Source organism: Imperialibacter sp. (assembly GCF_048007035.1).
Classification (GTDB): domain Bacteria; phylum Bacteroidota; class Bacteroidia; order Cytophagales; family Cyclobacteriaceae; genus Imperialibacter.
Window position 1 is genome coordinate 2,774,424 of record NZ_CP180355.1, and the last position, 18,361, is coordinate 2,792,784.

Here is an 18,361-nt window from a genome sequence, read left to right on the forward strand (position 1 = left end):
AGTCTTTGGGCGATATGTTGCATAATTCGGCCAATTGTCAATCAGGTCTGAATTTTGGGCGCTCCAGCGACCCGTAGAGTCTACAGTCGCTACAATCTACGGGTGCCATTATTACGTAAGTGGTGCCAAACAGACCTGTGGTGTCGATAAGGTAACCAGCCTGCAGGTAGTCTTGTACAAGCCTGTACGGCACGGTGTCTTTCTCCTCAAAACATTGCTCCAGAGGATAGACGAGAGAATCAAGTTGGTCACGGATGACTACCAGCGAATTAACTGACACCGTGCTGGCATCAAAATAGCCCAGTACCGGCTCGTTGCCATCACTTGTATTAAAAACGTTCCCCGTAAGTTCATAAGGCTGTGGGTCAAATAAGGTGCCTACCCCTTCGCTGCTTGCCCTTAAAGCCTCCCAGTATTTGTATCCCGCTTCGTCAAGAGCATATTGTTTTACTATAATGCCATAGAGGCTCTTTAATTTGAATCCTTTGGTGCTGGTAAAATTGATCTCATATTTTTTTACACGGTCTTCAGAGAGGGTTTTGGTGCTGGCCACCATTATTCTGCTGGAGGTATCGGAGTTGTAGCAAATATTCACCGGCAGAATTTTGGGTATGGGATAGCCCATTCCGATGGTGTCTTTGTCGACTTGAAAGTCGAATTTTGAGTTGACAGGCATTTGAATTTCCCAATTTTCTGTCCATTCCCAGCGGTAGTAGTTGGTGTTGTTATCCTCGTCGAAAGCATCGAGATAAATTGCAATGCCTGACAGCACTTTCCCATCGTCAGTCAGCCTGGTTTCACTGCTGTAATAGACTTTTTCAATTGGGGGAGTTTGCTTAAGCGTAACCGGGCTGGATTGATAGTGACTGCCTCCGGCGGTTACAATATCGAGCACATATTTTTCTCCCACCTTTGCTGTCAAATCTGCCGCCGGGCTGTAATATTTACCTGGTAGCATTTCCTTAAAAAGGTAGTCGTTTGATTGGCCATCTGTCACTTTCACTATGGCATTTTGCTCTGGTACCATGTCTTTCATGCCTATGGCCCGGGTTCTGGAGAGTTTGATTGTGTTGCCCTCCGAACCAGTTGTAAGCTGCCCTTCCACCACCAATAGGTTGGTCAACGTCGTTCCTTGTGGCTCGAATCTTTCGAGGCAGCCAACACTCACGAAAAATATCAGTATGGCCAGGGTGATTATTCTCATTTCTCCACTTTGAAAAACCTTTTTTGAGAGATCAAGTCGCCTGAGTCTGAGATTCCTTCAACGTCAATCAAATATGTCCCGGTATCGTCTCCGGTAAAAAATGCTACTACTCCAAGCCCGTCACTGATCTTCTTGCTATCAGCCCAATACAGAGTGTTTCTGAAGTCGGGCAATGTCGATGTTGAGTTAACATCGTCGTAGTCGGGAAACACATATTTCGCCCCCTTCTGCACCCCAATAAATGAATAGTCCTGACCGACAGTGAGTGCCGGGTCTAGCCCAGCCAAGTCACCCTTATATGAATGAAAGCTTGTGATGCCGTCGAAAATCGCTCCACCCATCAAATACCTTTTTGTCACTACATCAATCCGCTTCACAAGACGAGGATCCAGCTCCATAATGGTGTTCGCCGTTTTAATTGGAAGGCCATCATAGAGCATCAACGGTTCATTGTTCATGATCTCATTTTTTTCTACGTTGACCATCTTAAAATAGAACTCGTCGTTTCTTTTTCTTGGGAAAATACCAGCTACATATTCCCTCAGCACTTCTTCCATCAAAGGAAACCTTGTGTAGTCATCCAGGTAGTATTTCTGATCAGGAATACCGTAAAAAGGTAATGAGTCAGCCGACAGCTGGTGTTCATCAAATGGAATAATACTGGAATACACATTTCTAACCTGCATATTCTGGCTCGCCTGAGTCAGGTAGCCTTCCCACTTTTCGTCAATATTGAGTGGCGGAACCTCGAGCGCAACAAAGGCCTCCGAAAACGACGGATCAATAATTATATCTACATTGGCCTCTGGATCGGCGCTTTGCAGGTGCACTTCTCCCTGGCCATAAAAATCCACAATCTCGAACCGGATAACGCCCTCGCTATCAGCTTTTGAAGCATAGAATTCAGGTTGAGCTCCAATGATAGACAAGTAGATCAATTCATTTGCCTTTGGGGTTGTGGTGCCCGGTTCATACACTTTACCAGTGAGGAACTGCCCCTTCGTTTCAGGCAAGTAGTGCCTGTCGGGCTTAAATGAACCCTGGGAGGGATTTTTTTTGACAACAACCGGAAGCTTCCCGGAATTTTCCCCGTCCGTCGTGAAGAAATCAGGCACCTTGCTTACAGAAACTGACACCAGCCCACTAGCAGGCCTACCCTCTACACCAGTTAATCCCAGGTCGATGGTTACCTTTTGCCTTGAGCGATATACTTCGCTGGCGGTTGATATCGTCAGACCTGCTGTGGGAGCATAGGCTTTTCTGGTGGCTGGCTTTTCACTGCTTTCTGACAGCCCAAGCGACTTAAATGGATTGATGATGGTAACAATTGAATAAGCATAGTCCTCGGGAGGAAAATTTCGCATCCACTTGGTGTAGGCTCTCAAGATGTAGTTGCCTGAAGTGGCGGTAAATGGTAAAAGAATGTCGCCCTTTCCTTTTCCATCATTCAAATCGATGATCGACTGTGCCAGTGGTGTGTTTTCGCTGTCGAGGAGTTCAACATAGGCCAGTCTGCTAAGTGGAGAAAGCAGGTGGTTTGACTGATCGAGACATGTTACGGAAAACCTTAAGCGATCACCCGTTAAATATACAGGGCCATCGTGGTGTATATGAATCTCTTCCCTGTAGGAAATGTCCTGAGCCTGAATCAAGTTGCTTGTGGTCAGCACCCATAGGAGCACAGATGCTTTCGGTAACGTTCTTCCAAAAATGGCTTTAAGCTTTCTCATGGAATTAGAATCTGAAATTGTAGGTGATGGTTGGAATGGGTCGGGCAAAGACGGAAAGCTTGTAGCCATTTATTTCACCCTGCTCGGTCACAAAGTAGATGGAGTACACATTGTTGCGCCCCAGCACATTGAACAAAGCGAAGGTCCATGAACTGTGGGCTAGCTTCTTGATTTTGTGGTTGCCCTCGAAGTTGATGGACAGATCCATTCGGCTATAGTCAGGTATACGATAGGCGTTTCTGTCGGAATAGTGAACCCGGTTTGCACCCCCTATGGTATACACCGACAGGGGGTAGGTGATTGGCCGCCCTGTGCTGTACGTGTAATTAACCGAAATATTGATCCTTCTGGTGAATTTATAGTTTGAAACAATCGTCAGGTCATGCGGTTTGTCGTAGCTGGCGGGGAAATATGTGCCTCTGTTTACTCTTTCTTCCGGAAACTGTCCTGCGATTTGTACGAACGTTCTGGAGTACGTGTAGCTTACCCATCCGTTGAGTTTGCCGGTTTTCTTTTTCAGCATGATCTCGAGGCCGTATGCCTTGCCTTTGGCTTTTATCACGTCAGTTTCCAGGTGCTCATTCATCACAAGCACTGCACCGTTTTTATAGTCAAGCATATCGGTTAGCCACTTGTAATAGGTTTCCACTGAGAGTTCAAGGCTGTTAGACCTCATGTTGCGGTAGTATCCGATAGAGAACTGGTCTCCAATCTGCGGACTGATATAAGAATCGCTGAGCTTCCAGATATCAGTGGGGGAAATGGCCTGGGTGTTGGATAGCTGATGAATATACTGTCGCATTCTATTGAAGCTCAACTTGGCGGAACTGATGGGATTGAAGGCATACCTCATAGAAGCTCTGTATTCCGGCCCGTGATAGGTTTTGATAAAGTCGCCAGAAGGGTACTGCACAGTGTCCTGCATCGTATTTACGTCCTTTGCTCGGGTCGGGTCATATTGAATGACGCTTTTTGGGCCAAGAAACGAGTACATTGAATAGCGCAGTCCCAGGTACAGAGAAAGCTTGTCGTTGATATCAACCTTGTCGCCTACATAAATAGCCGATTCAATCCCTTTTTCTTTCTCCAAAATCTTTTCCTGAAGGATCGATTGGTCACCAACAGGTTTATTGAATCCAGGATTCAGATCATAATAAATACTGCTTAGCCCAAAATCGATTTTATGCATGGACTCAGGGAAGTAGCTGAAGTCAGCTTTGAAGTTGTGCTGGTTAATGCCGTAGCCCAGATTGAATGCGTTTACCGGCACGTCATCGGATGACAGACTGTAGTCGTAGTGGCTGGAAACTCCTGTGAAAACCCCATAAAGTCTGCTGTTGAATATTTTTTTCCATTTGATGGAAGCGTTGGAGTTGGTGTATTGGTAGAGCGAATCGGAGTTGAGACTGAACCTGTCATTACTCAAATAGCCAGTAATATATACGCTGTTCTTTTCATCAATGTCGTAGGTAACCCTCGCATTCAGGTCGCTGAAACCGGCTGTGGAGTTTTTGAACGTAGCGTTTGGCAGCCTTTTCAAAATCCAGTCTGAGTAACTGCTTCGGCCAGCAATAAGGAACGAGGCCTTGTCTTCTATGATCGGGCCTTCAAGAGAAAGGCGGCCAGTGACCAGCCCTATACCGCCGCTGCCAGCGAATTTTTTCTTGTTGCCATCTTTCATGTCTACCTCAAACACCGACGAGATCCTGCCTCCGTACTCCGCCGGAATGCCCGCTTTGTGCAGTTCCACATTTCTTACCACATCGGCATTGAAAGCCGTGAAGAAGCCAAAAAGGTGGGAAGGATTGTAAATCACAGCGTCATTCAGCAAAATAAGATTCTGGCTGGTGCTGCCGCCCCGCACGTTGAAGCCATTGGAACCTTCGCCAACACTTTGAACCCCTGGCAGCGTTAAGGCTACTTTCATAATATCGGCCTCGCCAAAAGCAGAAGGCATCTGCTTGATCGACTGGATATCGAGCCTGTCGAGCCCCATTTGCATACCTGTAACGTTTACATCACGTTCGGCTTCGATCACCACTTCCTTCAAAGCCACCACATCCTCTTCCATTTCTATGTTGAAAAGTCCATCAGAGTAGAGTATGATTTGCCGCCTCGTACTTTTCATTCCCACATTTTGGATTTTCAGTAGCTGCTTGCCGTTGGGAATGGTGAGAGAGTAGTAGCCAAACTGGTCGGTAATGGTACCTATTTTTGGGTTTTCGATATAAACTAATGCTCCAATGACGGGCTCACCAGAAGCCATGCTTTTCACGTAGCCGGCAACCGTAGCTTTCCCAGAGGCTAGCACCGCCGTTTTTTTGCCTACTTCGAAAGTCTTGTTTTCTATGGCGTCTTCCACGGGCCCTTGATTATTTCTTGTTTTTTCTAATTCCAGGGCAGCTACCTCCATTTTGTCTTCTACGGGCTCCCTCGTGAAAAAATCAACTGGGAGGCTTTCCCGAATCACGTAGCCTTTCGAGATAATTACTTTGCCTCCCGAATTGATGAAGAAACTTAAGTCGGAAGCGGACGGAATGATGGCTGTTAGAGCTTCCTTTAGAGAAGCTGAGTTAAGTGTGGCGTTTACCCGTATGGTGTCTGTCCACTGTGGATTGTAGAAGATCGCTGTTTTTGCCTGCTCTTCTATGGTTTTTACCGCCTTATCAAAGGGTGTTTCGCTGAAAGTAGCGGTGATCGTTGGGTTTTGCGCCTGAGAATGGAACCCCAGCCCTATCATAAGTAATAAAACAGCTGCTTTTTTCATTTTCAGTTCTCTCCTTTTAAATCAAAGTAATAGCCAACTAATATGGCGGCAGTTCTTTTCGGGTTTTCGTTCCAATACAGTTTTCTGGCTCTTGAGTAGTCAGCGAGTTCTTTCTTTTTGTCTTCGAGAACCTTTAATAGCGCTCGTTTGCTTCTGATGATGATGAATTCATCGTCTTTTTTGAGGTATAATTTGACCTTGTGCTGAAATCCGACCACCGGCGCTCCTCTTGACTTGTCAATGAACTTTTCTTTCGTGTGTTTGGCAACCAGTTTATATTCTTTGTCAGCAATCAGCTCGTAAAAGCGGGATTTCTGCTCCCCGGTAACTTGGGGGGGCAAACGAACAAACTGCACCGATGAAAGCGTGAAAGAATTGATCTTTTCCTGAGCGGGCATAATAGCAATGGAGATGCCGCTGTTGGGGTCGTAGTGTTTGAGAACAACCAGGTCGTTTACAATGTCATACCGTAGCTCGAGACCTTTGTATGCTCTGTCGAGAAAGTTGATGCTGCCAGGTTGCCACTCGGAAACTAAAAAAGCATGATCAACTACATCTGCATACTTGATTCCATATTCTGCGCCGTTGAATATTCTGCCACTATACCCGACTTCGGCGTCGTACTGATTGCTGAGAACTTCAATGGAGGGATTTTGGCTGACGAGATTTTGTGCCGGAGCAGTATTGTACAGACAAGCGCCAATGGCCAGCTGAAGCAAGGGTAGTAGTTTTCGCATCAAAGTAGGTAAAACAGATAAAAATCAATACAAATCCAAACCCGGCATTGAAGCCTGGAATGGGCTAAATTGTACCAACTTCGAAAGTTGACACAATTCAGCATTCTATAACTATTTAAGTCCAAAAACCCCTCACTTTGCAGCGAGGATATTCCCTAAGTGGCTGTAATGAATGAGTATCGGTAAACGGCTTATTTTTACACTAAAAATTGTCAACTTCTCTATAGGCAGCCACAAGTGCCATTTCTCCTTCTTTTCCTGGTTTTGAAATGCCGTGTTCCATACCCATTACGCCGCGGTATCCTTTGTCGTAAATATGCTTGAAAACATTCTTGTAGTTGATCTCACCAGTGGTGGGTTCCTTTCTTCCGGGATTGTCGCCAATTTGAAAGTAGGCGATTTCATCCCAGGTAAGGTTGATATTGGCGATGAGGTTTCCTTCGTTCCTTTGCATGTGATAGATATCATAAAGGATCTTACAGGCTGGACTATCTACGGCCTTGCAAAGCTCATAGGTTTGGGCGGATGTTCGCATGAAAAGATCAGGTCTGTCACTTAACGGTTCAAGCACCATGACCAGCCCATGGGGCTCCAATATTTCTGCACCAGCTCGTAGTGCGTCGATTACGTTAGCTGTTTGTATCCCTATGGGTAAGCTTGCATCGTAGAAGCCCGGAACAACTGTCATCCATTTGGCATTGGCTCTTTTGGCCAGCTCTACAGATCTTTTGCAGGTATCAACAAACTTATCTTTAAATTCTTTCTTCCCTGTGGTCAAGGAAATTTTCCAGTTGTCGCCGCCATCGATCACAAACACCCCCATTCGCATGCCAAGTCTTTCGAGCGTTGCTGCGATCTTGTTTTGCATTTCAACGGGTCGGCCAAGCATGCCATTGTCTTCAAGTGACCGGAAACCCTGGTCAAACATAAATTTCAGTTCCTCAATTGGGTCATCGCCAACATGGTTTTTAAACATGCCAAAATGCGGCGCATAGTCCATTTTAAATGGCTTACCAACGGCCTGGAAAGTGTTCTTGTTCGGTAGTGCAAAGGCACTACCTCCCATAAGCGAAACTGCGCCACTTGCCAGGGCTGCTCTGCCAATGAAATCTCTTCTATTCATTTCGTTAATTATTTAGGTGTTCGAGTAGGTATATTTTGTGTTATCGGGCAGCAACTGGCGCTCCATTTTTCAACGAAGACAAGTAAGCCACCAGGTCAACCAGTTCCTGCTGCGTGAAGGCATTGTGCAGCCCGGTAGGCATCAGTGAGTTTTCAAGTGGCTCTTTTGATACGATATCCTTTTTGGCATACCTTGTTTTGGCACCGCCAATGACAGTTACTTCAAGGGCATCGTTGGTTTCACTGGAAATGTAGCCAGCTATCTTTTCGCCTGCTGCCGTAGTGATCAAAAAGCCCTCATAGCCGAAGCTGATGCCCGCATCAGGGTACATAATTGCTTTGTAAAGACCTTCTTTTCCAAGCTTGTCGCCAATTTCCGACAGCTGTGGGCCAAACTGGGTTCCTTTGTTGTTGACGACGTGACAGGTGGAGCAAACCCTCTCAAACATGGCAGCGCCGTTTGTAGCACTTCCATCCAAAGCCACCAGCTCTTCAATCGAGCCAAATTTGGTGTCTCCGGCGGCCAGCATTTTGGCCGCCTCTTTTCTTACTGAGCTTTTAATGCCGTTGAGAAGTGTATACATCGCAGTCTCTTTCAGCTCTTCAGGCACCTCGTTGGCCAATGCCATGTCCAAAAGGTTGTTTTCGGTCGACCAGCCTGTTCCGTAGGCTTTGATGGCCGCTTTCCTTACAGCCAGGTCTCTGCTTTCATCAAGCGATATTTCCTTGAATGTATTCCAAACCTCGGGCCCCCAAAGGTTGGTCATCGCATTCAGCGTTTCGATTACCTTTTCGTTGTCTTTTTGCTGAAGTTGTTTTTTGAAAAAGTCGATGCCCTCAAATTGGTGCACAAGTTTAATCGCCTCCGGGCCAAATTCACTTTTTGGTGACTGGGTATAAATACTTACTAACGAGGGCACCTGGTCTCTTAGCTGATACCTTTTTACCCAATCCATATACGTTGGAGTGCCCTTCATTTGTGCCAGTGAACCCCTCATGATTTTGTTGACTGCCGGATCCGAATTGATTTTCTCTGGCGAAATATGGCTCAGAGCCAGAATCTTTATGCTGTCCTGCTGCGGATGTTTGATCGTCAGCATGCTGGCAAGCAGGTTGTCTTTTGAAGGATCTTTGTGAAAATCGAAGGCACGGAAATAGCGGAGATTGTCATGCATGCTGCCTTCCCCATTTGTAGCCAGCTTCGCCAGCATTGGCAGGGCCGACTTGGCCCGGCTTCTCCACACAATATCGTTAGCTCCTGGCTTCTCCAGGCCACCTTTTTCTATCCAGTTCTTAAAGAATTCTTCGCCTCTGGGATCGGCACCTATACCCAATGCTTCCAAATACCACCTGTCCTTTCCGTTGTATTGCAGTGCCAGGTCAGTCCAAATATCCACCGCTTTTGGTGAATCCAGATAGCGGACTGCAATGGCGACTTCCCTTCTTACTTGTGGCGACTTGTCGGAGGCTGCCTTTGCCAGATAATCATCCAGGTTTTTCACCTGCAGGCTCCTGGCAATTTTTAGCCCTGTGAGCCTGATGTTTTCATCAGGGTCGCTTGTTGCGAGCTGAATGTATTCATCTGTCTTCCCGTCAATCCTGGCCAACAGCCACAGGGCTCTTGCTTTCATTCTTGGATTGCTGCTATTCAAAAGACCTTTCAGTGCTGCTTCCGCTTCACTACCCATTGCCTCAAGGGCCGTCCAGGCGAGATAGCGAGTGCCCATGTTGGGGCTTTGCAAAGACTTCACTGCCGCTTCAGCGCTGGAAACGTTCACTTTTTCTGCCTCATAGTCAACACCCTTGGGAGCCACACGGTAAATCCTTCCCTGGGCCTGATCCCCCATTTGGTGCCCACCAACTCCAGGATCATACCAGTCGGCCACGAACAATGAACCATCCGGCGCTACGCACACATCCGAAGGACGGAACCATGGGTCGTCATTGCCCTTAAGTATATTGACGATGGAGGCAGTGTAGCCTGCTCCCTTCTTTTCCACCGGATACGCCCGAACCACATTAGGCCCTGCATCGGTATGGATCATCTGGTTCCTGAATCTTTCTGGAAGCAAGTCCCCTTCGTAAACGATCATGCCGGTAGGTGATCCAGCGCCGGTTTGTAAAAGGTTGGGGACAGAACCCGGATCGTTTTGGTGCCAATGGCGAAGTGGAATTTCTTTTTCCATGTTGGTGCGGCGGGTGCTCCAGCTCGCACCGGTGAACTCGTCGGTAAAGCCGTAGTTGCCATATTCTAAAATGAAGTTGATGCGAACCCCTCTGTTGCCATCGTCGTCGTTGTCAGATTGCCAGATGGAGCCATATGAGTCGACTGCTGGCTCGTAGTTGTTTCTGAAGTTGAAGCCAAGCACTTCCATGTTGCTGCCGTCGGTGTCGCAGCGGAAGAGCATCCCCTGGCGGTATGGGTTGCCTGAGCCGTTTACCTCGTTGCCCACCATGTCGACAATGGGGTTGCCGTCTTTGTCCAGCAGCTGATCACCTGCATTTCCAAAATTAAAGTAGAACTTGCCGTCAGGGCCGAAAGTGAAGGAGTGAATGGCATGGTCATGCTGCACTCCACCCAGGCCGGTAAAAAGCACTTCCTTTTTGTCTGGCACATCATCACCATCTTCGTCGGTGAAAATGAACACATTTGGGCTACAGGACACGATGACTTTGTTACCAAAAACACCTATGCCCAGAGCTGCATTGATATCGGTTCCCTGATAAAATATTTTTCGGCTGTCGGCCTTTCCATCGCCATTTGTGTCTTCCAGAATGACGATTTTATCTCCTTTCGCATCTACCTCATTGCCAGGGTTGAGCTCGCTGCGGTAGTTAAACGCTTCACACACCCACACCCTGCCCCTGGGGTCAACGTCGATGTTGGTAGGGTTCATGATCATGGGCTCGGCGGCAAAAAGTGTTGCTTCCAATCCATCAGCTACCTCCAGCCCCGAAACGGCATACTCCGGCAGCCGCTTTTGGGCTTCGGTTAATATGGAGCGATCGACAGGGGGAGTTTCTGTAGAGCAGTGGGTAAAAAATGCGGCGGCGATTGACAAGGCAATTGCCCTTTTAAACATGGAAATGTTCTTTGCCATAACGAGTTAAGTAGGTGTTTCTGTAAATCAACTTTCAAAATAGATAAAACCTGCGTTTATTCCACGCTTAGTTTGATGATTGAGCGTTGTATTATATAAAGTCACTTGTTTTGAAGCCAACGGTTTTACTTTTCTTGCTGCTACTATCTGTTTTGCCATCCCAGGCCCAGCAGTTCAGTTTCTCTGAACCGAAAATGGGTACAATATTCAATATTACTATTGATGGCCCCGACAGCCTTACGGCTCGAAAGGCCGCATACAAGGCATTTGCCCGTATCAATCAGATAAACCTGGCGCTGAGTGACTATTCAGAACAAAGCGAAACCTGGCAGCTTAATGCTACATCGCCTGCCAACTGGGTAGCGGTGAGCGAGGACTTAGGGGAGGTGCTCAAGATGTCGCAGGCCATTTCTGAACAGACTTTTGGTGCATTTGATCCTACCATTGGTGCGCTGGTACAATTGTGGAGAAGAGCAAAACGCAAAAATGAGCTTCCCGGACAACGGCAGATTGAGGAGGCTTTGGCAGTCAATGGCTTTGATGCTATTGTGTTAGACACAACCAGGCTGCCGTTTAAAATAAAGTATGTAAAAAGGGGGATGAAACTCGATTTCGGTGGAATCGGGAAAGGCTATGCTGTTGAAGAGGCACTGAAAGTGCTAAAGGCAGAGGGGTTTGCACGGTCGTTCGTGTCAGCCGGCAGCTCAATCGCAGCGGCAGATGCTCCAGCCAGCAAGCCTACGTGGGAGTTTCTTTTGGAGGATAAAAATAGTAGCGGCCCTGGCATTAATGAGCTAATCAAATGCACCAACTGTTTCATTGCCTCATCAGGCGACATCTATCAATATCTTGAGTTCGGGGGCAGAAAATACTCGCACATCATTGATCCAGAAACCGGGGAGGCGTTGACCAACGGGGCCTTTGTTATTGTTAGGGCACCATCAGGCGCTCAGGCTGATGCCTATGCTACCGCCTTTTGTGTAATGGAAATGGAAGAGATAAGGAGGTTTCTGGAAAGAAACAGCGACGTATCAGCCATGGTGTGGAAAAAAAATGGCGAGGTAATGGAGCAGCTCATCTTTGGCCAGTCCTTTGTCAATTAAACAAAAAACCCTGACGGGTTTGAAGCCGCCAGGGTCTAATGTTAGTTACCCGATTTCTTGTCAGATAACCTGAGTTACTCCCGGTACCGCAATGGTATAAAAACCATTTTTGTCGGGCATTGACTTCGGATTCGCATCCCATGCAAGCCTGTCTGGGAACAAATTCACCTCAGAATTGATTGCTTCTTCCCAGGTGAGCTCTCTTCCAGAATAGGTGGCCATACGACCCATGATAGCAGTCATGGTTGCCTTGGCTCCATTTTCAAGGTCGTTGATGACTCCACCTTTTCGGATGGAGGCAAATAGCTCGACGTGCTCCTGCTCGTATGGGTTCGGATCGTCCTTGCCCCTGTGCTTGTAAATGGTATTTCCTTTTAGGTCAACAATGTTGCCGCTGCCGTCGGCACGACCCTTGGTGCCTACAATTTCTTCGGTTACTTTGTCCATGCAGCCTTTGATATGGCGGCACTGGCTGTTCATGATAGCACCATCTTCGTAGGTGTATTCCACATAGTGGTGATCGAAAATTTCGCCGAACTCCTTGCCAGTTCTCACCTGACGTCCACCCATGCCCTGCGCCTTCACCGGATAGCCTTGCTTGGCCCAGTTCATCACGTCGATGTTGTGGATGTGTTGCTCCACGATGTGGTCGCCGCATAGCCAGTTGAAATAATACCAGTTTCTCATTTGGTACTGCATCTCTGTCATGTCGGGTTGTCTTTCTCTCACCCATACACCAGCGCTGTTCCAGTAAACCTGGCCTGATGTAACGTCGCCTATTTCGCCACCGTGAACTCTCTTCATGACCTCACGATAAGATGAATCATAGTGACGCTGAAGACCAACGACTATATTGAGGTTCTTTTGCTTCGATTCTTCCAGAAGACCTAAAACTTTACGGATACCCACCGCATCTGTAGCCAGAGGTTTCTCGCAGAAGATATGCTTGCTCTGTTTGATGGCATACTCCAGGTGATAGGGGCGGAAGCCAGGAGGTGTAGCCAGGATGACGACATCAGCCAGATCGATAGCGCTCTTATAACCTTCAAATCCAACAAATTTATTCTTTTCCGGCACGTCAATTTTTGCTTTCAAACTGCCTTTGCCGTCTACATCGTCTTTGGTTATGTTGCTGTAGCAAGCGTCAAGCCTGTCTCTGAAAGCGTCGGCCATAGCCACCAGCTTCACATTGGGGTCAGCAATTAGCGCTTGTACTACGGCGCCGGAACCACGGCCGCCACAGCCTACGAGAGCAAGTTTAAGCTCCTTCGGTTTTTGCAAGGTCATAGCGTTGGCATCCCATGCCAGCCCGCTAAGCATAATGCCCCCAGCAGCCATAGCAGAACCTTTTACGAAATCTCTGCGATTGAGCCCGGAGGTATTTTTTGAATCAGTATGAGTCATAACGGTATGTGTTAAGTATGTATTGGTAGTTTCAGGAAATCAATATAGTTAACCTTCGTCAAGAACGGAAGCCCAGAAGGCCGCTTGCTCTGCTTTTGTTGGTTGCTTGGCTGGCTTTACCAGTCTTATGCCCACAAATGGAGCATCTGATGCCCACCAGAAGCTTTTAGGAATCTGTGGATCACGCTTTTGCCAGTTGGGAGATGATGTTGTTCTATTGGCCGACCGTAGGTCTTCCGGGTCGTCGTCCCATGAGCCTCCACGGGCCGATCTCGGATGCAGGTTAGTAGGCTTTCTCCACGGATTTGTCTGACCATCGGCAACAGTTGCATAGTAGTCTGCCTGGTATTGGTCGAGCGTCCATTCCATCACGTTGCCATGCATGTCGTAAAGCCCCCAGGCATTCGGCTTCTTACCTTTTACCTCGTGGTATTTGTCGTTGCTGTTGTCGTAAAACCAGGCATAAGTTTTCAGTGAGTCCGCATTGTCGCCAAATGAATAAGCTGTGGTTGAACCGGCTCGGCACGCATATTCCCATTCGGCCTCCGTTGGCAGACGGTAGAACTCTCCGGTGGTCTCGCTTAGCCATTTACAAAAAGTAACGGCTGCATACTGTGTCATGCTGGTAGCGGGAAATCCATACTTACCCATGCCATAGCTGGGGTCCAGATAAGGCGTGCTGGGCTTTACCATAGCATCGGCCTTCTTCTGGCTTGCCTCATCCACATACACAAGGGTAGCTCTTTTGTCTTTGTCGGTGAATAGTTCGTACAGTTCCCATGTGACCTCTGTTTCAGACATATAGAATGCCTCCAGGGCTACCTGATGAACAGGGCCTTCGTCTTCCTCTCTGTTTTTTGCGCCTTCGGGGCTACCCATCGTAAAAGTACCGGCCGGAATGGGAACCATTTTGAATGACACCTCACTCCCTTCAATCGTTTTGGTGATGGGCTCCAAAGCCTCTTGAGCATAGGTTAAACCTGCCACCGAAACGCAGCCAATAGTTAGCAATCTTTTCAACAACATAATCTTATCAGTTCTCCACAATTAGTTTAAATGATATTTCCACTTCTTCTCCGGTTACTATCTGCCCAAACATGGCCGTTGGTGGCTCCATGTCATAGTCTTTCATATTTAGTTTGTAAGAACCTTCGAACGAATACTTTCCACTGGCATCACGCTTTCCTGCTACAGGGAGAGTGATCGCTTTTGTTTTGCCAGCGATGGTAAGGTTGCCTTTTGCTTCCACAGCAAAGGCTTCTTTACCGGGCGAGGTGATCTGATTGTCGGTCAGTGAAAATGTAATGTTCGGATTTTCTTCATACTTGAGCGCATTGTACATTTTCTGCTCCATGGTTTCACCACGTTCGCTTTTGATACTAAGCACGGGCACAGTAATAGACACCGCCGCTATTTTATCGCCTTTCTTGAATTCGCCTTTTTTGAGAATTTTCTCATCTACCTTAACTGTACCGCTTACGTCAGTGACATTGCAGGTCCAGCTATGAAGTGTGGAGGTGCCAGAAATTGACATTTCGGAAGATTTGCTGACTTTCAAATCTGAGTTTTGACCATAGCTCTGGTTGAAAATTGCCAAAAAGGCAACCGCCAGTAAAATCGGGTGTGTTCTTTTCATTTCGTTTAAGTAATTCCTTTCGAATAATAAATTAAATGTAAAATGACGAGAACCAGAAGAATCATTTGACGAATCAGTGAAAAGGCCTGATTAATTGTTTAAATTCATACAATAAAAAAGAAACGGATGACGATGAAAGGTGTGTGGAGACAATGGGCCTTACTATTTGTGGCAGTGGCAATGCTCGGATGCAGCAAAGATGAAGACCCCAAGCCGGTGGCTATCACAGCGGCAGACTTTGAAGGAGAATGGTCGATTACAACTTATAAGCTGGCTGGAACTGACGAAACAGCAACACTCTCGGAATTCACATTTGAAATATTTTCGAATGGCGATTTTCTTGTCAATAAGAATGGACAGAACGATTCCTATGGGTCTTATGAGGTAGATGAGGCCGCAAAGGTTTTGACCGTGGATCTTACCAATCCAAAAGAACCATCCAAAGCAATAGACGGCACCTGGCAAGTATATGAAAAAACTGATGAGAGCATGACCCTCAAAAGCTTCGAGCAAGGTGAAAAGAAAGACTTTGTGCTCACAAGGATTTAGCTCCTGGAGATAAAGAATATCCCCCTTATTGTTCATTTGTTTGATTCAACTCATAAATTTGAGTTCTTCTTTGTGAGTTATGCAAAACACCTTAAAAACCTTCGGTTCTACGCTTGAAGGAGAGTTCTTTATTGACAATGTGCTGCGGAGGTTATACTCCACAGATGCATCCGCCTACAAGGAAATGCCGCTCGCTGTGGCTATGCCAAAAAGCGTTTCCGACATCAAGAAACTTATTGAATTTGCTCGTCAGCAGAAAACCTCGCTGATTCCACGTACTGCAGGGACTTCGCTGGCAGGTCAGGTAGTAGGCAGTGGCATCGTGGTAGACGTGTCCAAATATTTTACCCGGATTCTTGAGGTAAACAAAGAAGAAAGGTGGGTGCGCCTGCATCCGGGCGTTGTACGTGATGATTTGAACAAACACCTGGCACCTTTCGGCCTGATGTTCGCTCCTGAGACGTCCACAGCCAATAGGGCGATGGTGGGCGGCATGGTCGGCAACAACTCCTGCGGTTCCAATTCTGTGGTGTACGGCAGCACCCGTGAGCACCTGCTGGAAGCAAAAGTAATTTTGAGCGATGGATCGGAGGCGGTCTTTAGCCCTGTGGACCAGGACGAGTTCATGAAGAAGGTAGAGAGCAATTCCAGCCTTGAAAACAAGATCTACGGAGCGCTTTTCGATATTTTAAATGACCCCGAAAACCAGACGGAAATTGAGCGGGAATTCCCCAAGGTAAGCATCCCCAGGCGCAACACGGGGTATGCCATGGACATGCTACTGAGAGAAAAGCCTTTCAGCGAAAAGGGCCCCGACTTCAACCTTTGCTCGCTGCTGGCTGGATCCGAAGGCACGCTTGCTTTTATTACCGAATTGAAGCTTAATCTTGTACCACTTCCTCCAAAGGACAGGGCACTGGTTTGCGTTCACTATAATACTATCGAGGAAAGCTTGCGTGGCAACCTCATTGCGCTCAAATACAACCCAAGTGCCTGCGAGCTCATCGACAAGATCATTCTCGATTGTACCAGGAGCAACATCGAACAGAACAAAAACAGGTTCTTTATTCAGGGTGACCCGGGAGCCATTTTGGTGGTTGAAATCGGAAGGGAAACAGCCGAAGAGAGAGACAGAGATGTTGCAGCAATGATTGCTGAGATGCATTCAGTTGGCCTGGGCTATCATTTTCCAGTTCTCTTTGGTGACGACATGGGCAAAATTTGGACGCTGAGGAAAGCAGGGCTCGGATTATTAGCCAACATGCCCGGAGATGCCAAAGCCGTTCCGGTGATTGAGGACACCGCTGTGGATGTAAACGAGCTGCCGGAGTATATCAGAGAGTTCAATGAGATTCTTCATAAATATGGGCTGAGCAGCGTGCATTATGCACATGCCAGCACAGGAGAGCTGCACCTCCGCCCAATTCTTGACCTGAAGACAGCGGAGGGTCAGCAAATGTTCCGCACCATTGCCGAGGAAATAGCGACCCTGGTGAAAAAATACAAAGGTAGCTTAAGCGGAGAGCATGGCGACGGCAGGCTGAGAGGGGAGTTCATCCCTCAGATGGTGGGCCAGAAGAACTATGAATTGATGGAAAGGATCAAAGACGCCTTTGATCCGGAAAACATCCTGAATCCCGGCAAGATCGTCCGCACACCGCCGATGGACACATCTCTTCGGTATACAATCGGGCAAGGCACCAAAGAAATTGACACGCTCTTTGATTTTTCCGATACTCTTGGCATCGTTCGGGCAGCTGAGCAATGCAACGGCTCAGGCGACTGTAGAAAAACCCATTTGAGTGGAGGCACCATGTGCCCGAGCTTTATGGCTACCCGCAACGAGAAAGAAACCACCAGAGCAAGGGCGAACATGCTCAGGGAAATGCTGACCAGCAGCACAAAGAAAAACCCATTCGATCACAAAGAGATCAAGGAGGTGATGGATTTGTGCCTGTCGTGCAAAGGGTGCAAATCGGAGTGCCCCAGCAATGTGGACATGGGTAAATTGAAGGCTGAGTTCACACAGCATTATCACGAAGCGAATGGCGTTCCTTTCCGCAGCAGAATGGTGGCAGGCTTTGCTAAAGCGAGCAAGCTGGCGTCGATAGCACCCGGCTTGTACAATTTCAGCATCAGCAACCCCGTAACCGGATCTGTTATCAAAGCGCTCCTTGGCTTTGCTCAGGACAGGCCCATTCCGAGGTTAAGCACAACAACTTTTCGTGCCTGGTTTGAGAAGGAGTTCAAACCGACAGTAGCTTCATCTGAAGCGAAAGGCAGCGTGCTCATGTTTTGCGACGAGTTCACCGACTACAACGACGCCGAAATTGGAGCGACGGCAGTCAAGCTGCTGGACAAGTTGGGTTATGTAGTAGAAATGCCCAATCACGAAGAATCAGGTCGGGCCCACCTCTCCAAAGGGCTTATCAAAGAAGCCAAAAAGCTGGCAGAGAAGAATATTAAGTTGTTGGCCGGTAAGGTGTCAAATGAAAAGCCACTGCTGGGGATTGAACCAAGTACGATTTTCTCTTTCAGGGATGAATACATAGACCTGACCAGAGGTGAAGTAAAGGAGCAGGCCAGGGAAATTGCAAAGAACACTTTCCTGATCGACGAATTTTTGGCTGCCGAAATGGAAAAGGGCAATATCAACGCAGAGCAGTTTACAGAAGAGAAGAAAAGAATCAGGCTACATGGTCACTGTCACCAAAAGGCCTTGAGCTCGGTAGTGCCTTCCAAGAAAATGCTTAGCCTCCCTAAAAATTATGAGGTGCTGATGATACCAAGTGGTTGCTGCGGGATGGCAGGCTCTTTTGGCTATGAGAAAGAACACTACGAGGTTTCCATGCAAATTGGGGAGCTGGTGCTCTTCCCAACAGTAAGGAAAGAAGCTGACGACACCATCATTGCCGCACCAGGCACAAGCTGCCGTCATCAGATCAAGGATGGCACCGACAGAGTGGCGAAGCATCCGGTGGAGGTGCTTTGGGAGGCGTTGGTGTAGG

Annotated in this window: 12 protein-coding genes; 3 read left to right on the forward strand and 9 right to left on the reverse strand. The window is 47.5% G+C overall.

The genetic code is table 11. The features are described 5' to 3' along the window. Positions 1-37 precede the first annotated feature (37 nt). The 6 genes from ACMVP2_RS11895 to ACMVP2_RS11920 form a co-directional block, all read right to left on the reverse strand. Positions 38-1,204: a DUF4249 domain-containing protein gene (locus ACMVP2_RS11895; protein ID WP_416867846.1), complete on the reverse strand. Its 1,167-nt coding sequence runs from the start codon at positions 1,202-1,204 to the stop codon at positions 38-40. Continuing rightward, positions 1,201-2,934 carry a hypothetical protein gene (locus ACMVP2_RS11900; protein ID WP_416867847.1) on the reverse strand — a complete coding sequence of 578 codons (1,734 nt, stop codon included), beginning with the start codon at positions 2,932-2,934 and terminating at the stop codon, positions 1,201-1,203. The genes ACMVP2_RS11895 and ACMVP2_RS11900 overlap by 4 nt, the downstream gene beginning before the upstream one ends. Before the next feature lie 4 nt (positions 2,935-2,938). After that, positions 2,939-5,701, reverse strand: a complete 2,763-nt coding sequence (locus ACMVP2_RS11905; RefSeq protein ID WP_416867848.1) for a TonB-dependent receptor — start codon at positions 5,699-5,701, stop codon at positions 2,939-2,941. A 2-nt stretch (positions 5,702-5,703) separates the two neighbouring features. Then, on the reverse strand, positions 5,704-6,438 hold the full coding sequence (locus ACMVP2_RS11910; RefSeq protein WP_339788550.1) for a hypothetical protein: 735 nt from the start codon (positions 6,436-6,438) through the stop codon (positions 5,704-5,706). A gap of 202 nt (positions 6,439-6,640) precedes the next feature. Further along, positions 6,641-7,561: a hydroxypyruvate isomerase family protein gene (locus ACMVP2_RS11915; protein WP_416867849.1), complete on the reverse strand. Its 921-nt coding sequence runs from the start codon at positions 7,559-7,561 to the stop codon at positions 6,641-6,643. A 40-nt stretch (positions 7,562-7,601) separates the two neighbouring features. Then, on the reverse strand, positions 7,602-10,661 hold the full coding sequence (locus ACMVP2_RS11920; RefSeq protein WP_416867850.1) for a PVC-type heme-binding CxxCH protein: 3,060 nt from the start codon (positions 10,659-10,661) through the stop codon (positions 7,602-7,604). A gap of 194 nt (positions 10,662-10,855) precedes the next feature. Between ACMVP2_RS11920 and ACMVP2_RS11925 the strand changes: the two genes are divergently transcribed. Continuing rightward, the gene (locus ACMVP2_RS11925; protein ID WP_416867851.1) at positions 10,856-11,764 is read left to right on the forward strand and encodes an FAD:protein FMN transferase; all 909 of its coding nucleotides are present in this window, start codon (positions 10,856-10,858) and stop codon (positions 11,762-11,764) included. Positions 11,765-11,824: 60 nt separating this feature from the next. Here ACMVP2_RS11925 and ACMVP2_RS11930 read toward each other — a convergent pair whose 3' ends face one another. Genes ACMVP2_RS11930 through ACMVP2_RS11940 form a run of 3 tightly spaced genes read right to left on the reverse strand, consistent with a single transcriptional unit; the run spans position 11,825 to position 14,804 of the window. Continuing rightward, on the reverse strand, positions 11,825-13,168 hold the full coding sequence (locus ACMVP2_RS11930) for a Gfo/Idh/MocA family oxidoreductase (RefSeq protein WP_416867852.1): 1,344 nt from the start codon (positions 13,166-13,168) through the stop codon (positions 11,825-11,827). Positions 13,169-13,216: 48 nt separating this feature from the next. Next, on the reverse strand, positions 13,217-14,194 hold the full coding sequence (locus ACMVP2_RS11935; protein WP_416867853.1) for a formylglycine-generating enzyme family protein: 978 nt from the start codon (positions 14,192-14,194) through the stop codon (positions 13,217-13,219). Positions 14,195-14,201: 7 nt separating this feature from the next. Then, positions 14,202-14,804: a YceI family protein gene (locus ACMVP2_RS11940; RefSeq protein ID WP_416867854.1), complete on the reverse strand. Its 603-nt coding sequence runs from the start codon at positions 14,802-14,804 to the stop codon at positions 14,202-14,204. A 126-nt stretch (positions 14,805-14,930) separates the two neighbouring features. Between ACMVP2_RS11940 and ACMVP2_RS11945 the strand changes: the two genes are divergently transcribed. Then, positions 14,931-15,353 (forward strand): hypothetical protein, encoded by a 423-nt coding sequence (locus ACMVP2_RS11945; protein WP_416867855.1) that lies wholly within the window; start codon positions 14,931-14,933, stop codon positions 15,351-15,353. Positions 15,354-15,432: 79 nt separating this feature from the next. Further along, entirely contained in the window at positions 15,433-18,360 is a 2,928-nt protein-coding gene (locus tag ACMVP2_RS11950; RefSeq protein WP_416867856.1) for an FAD-binding and (Fe-S)-binding domain-containing protein, read from the forward strand. Position 18,361: the final 1 nt, after the last annotated feature.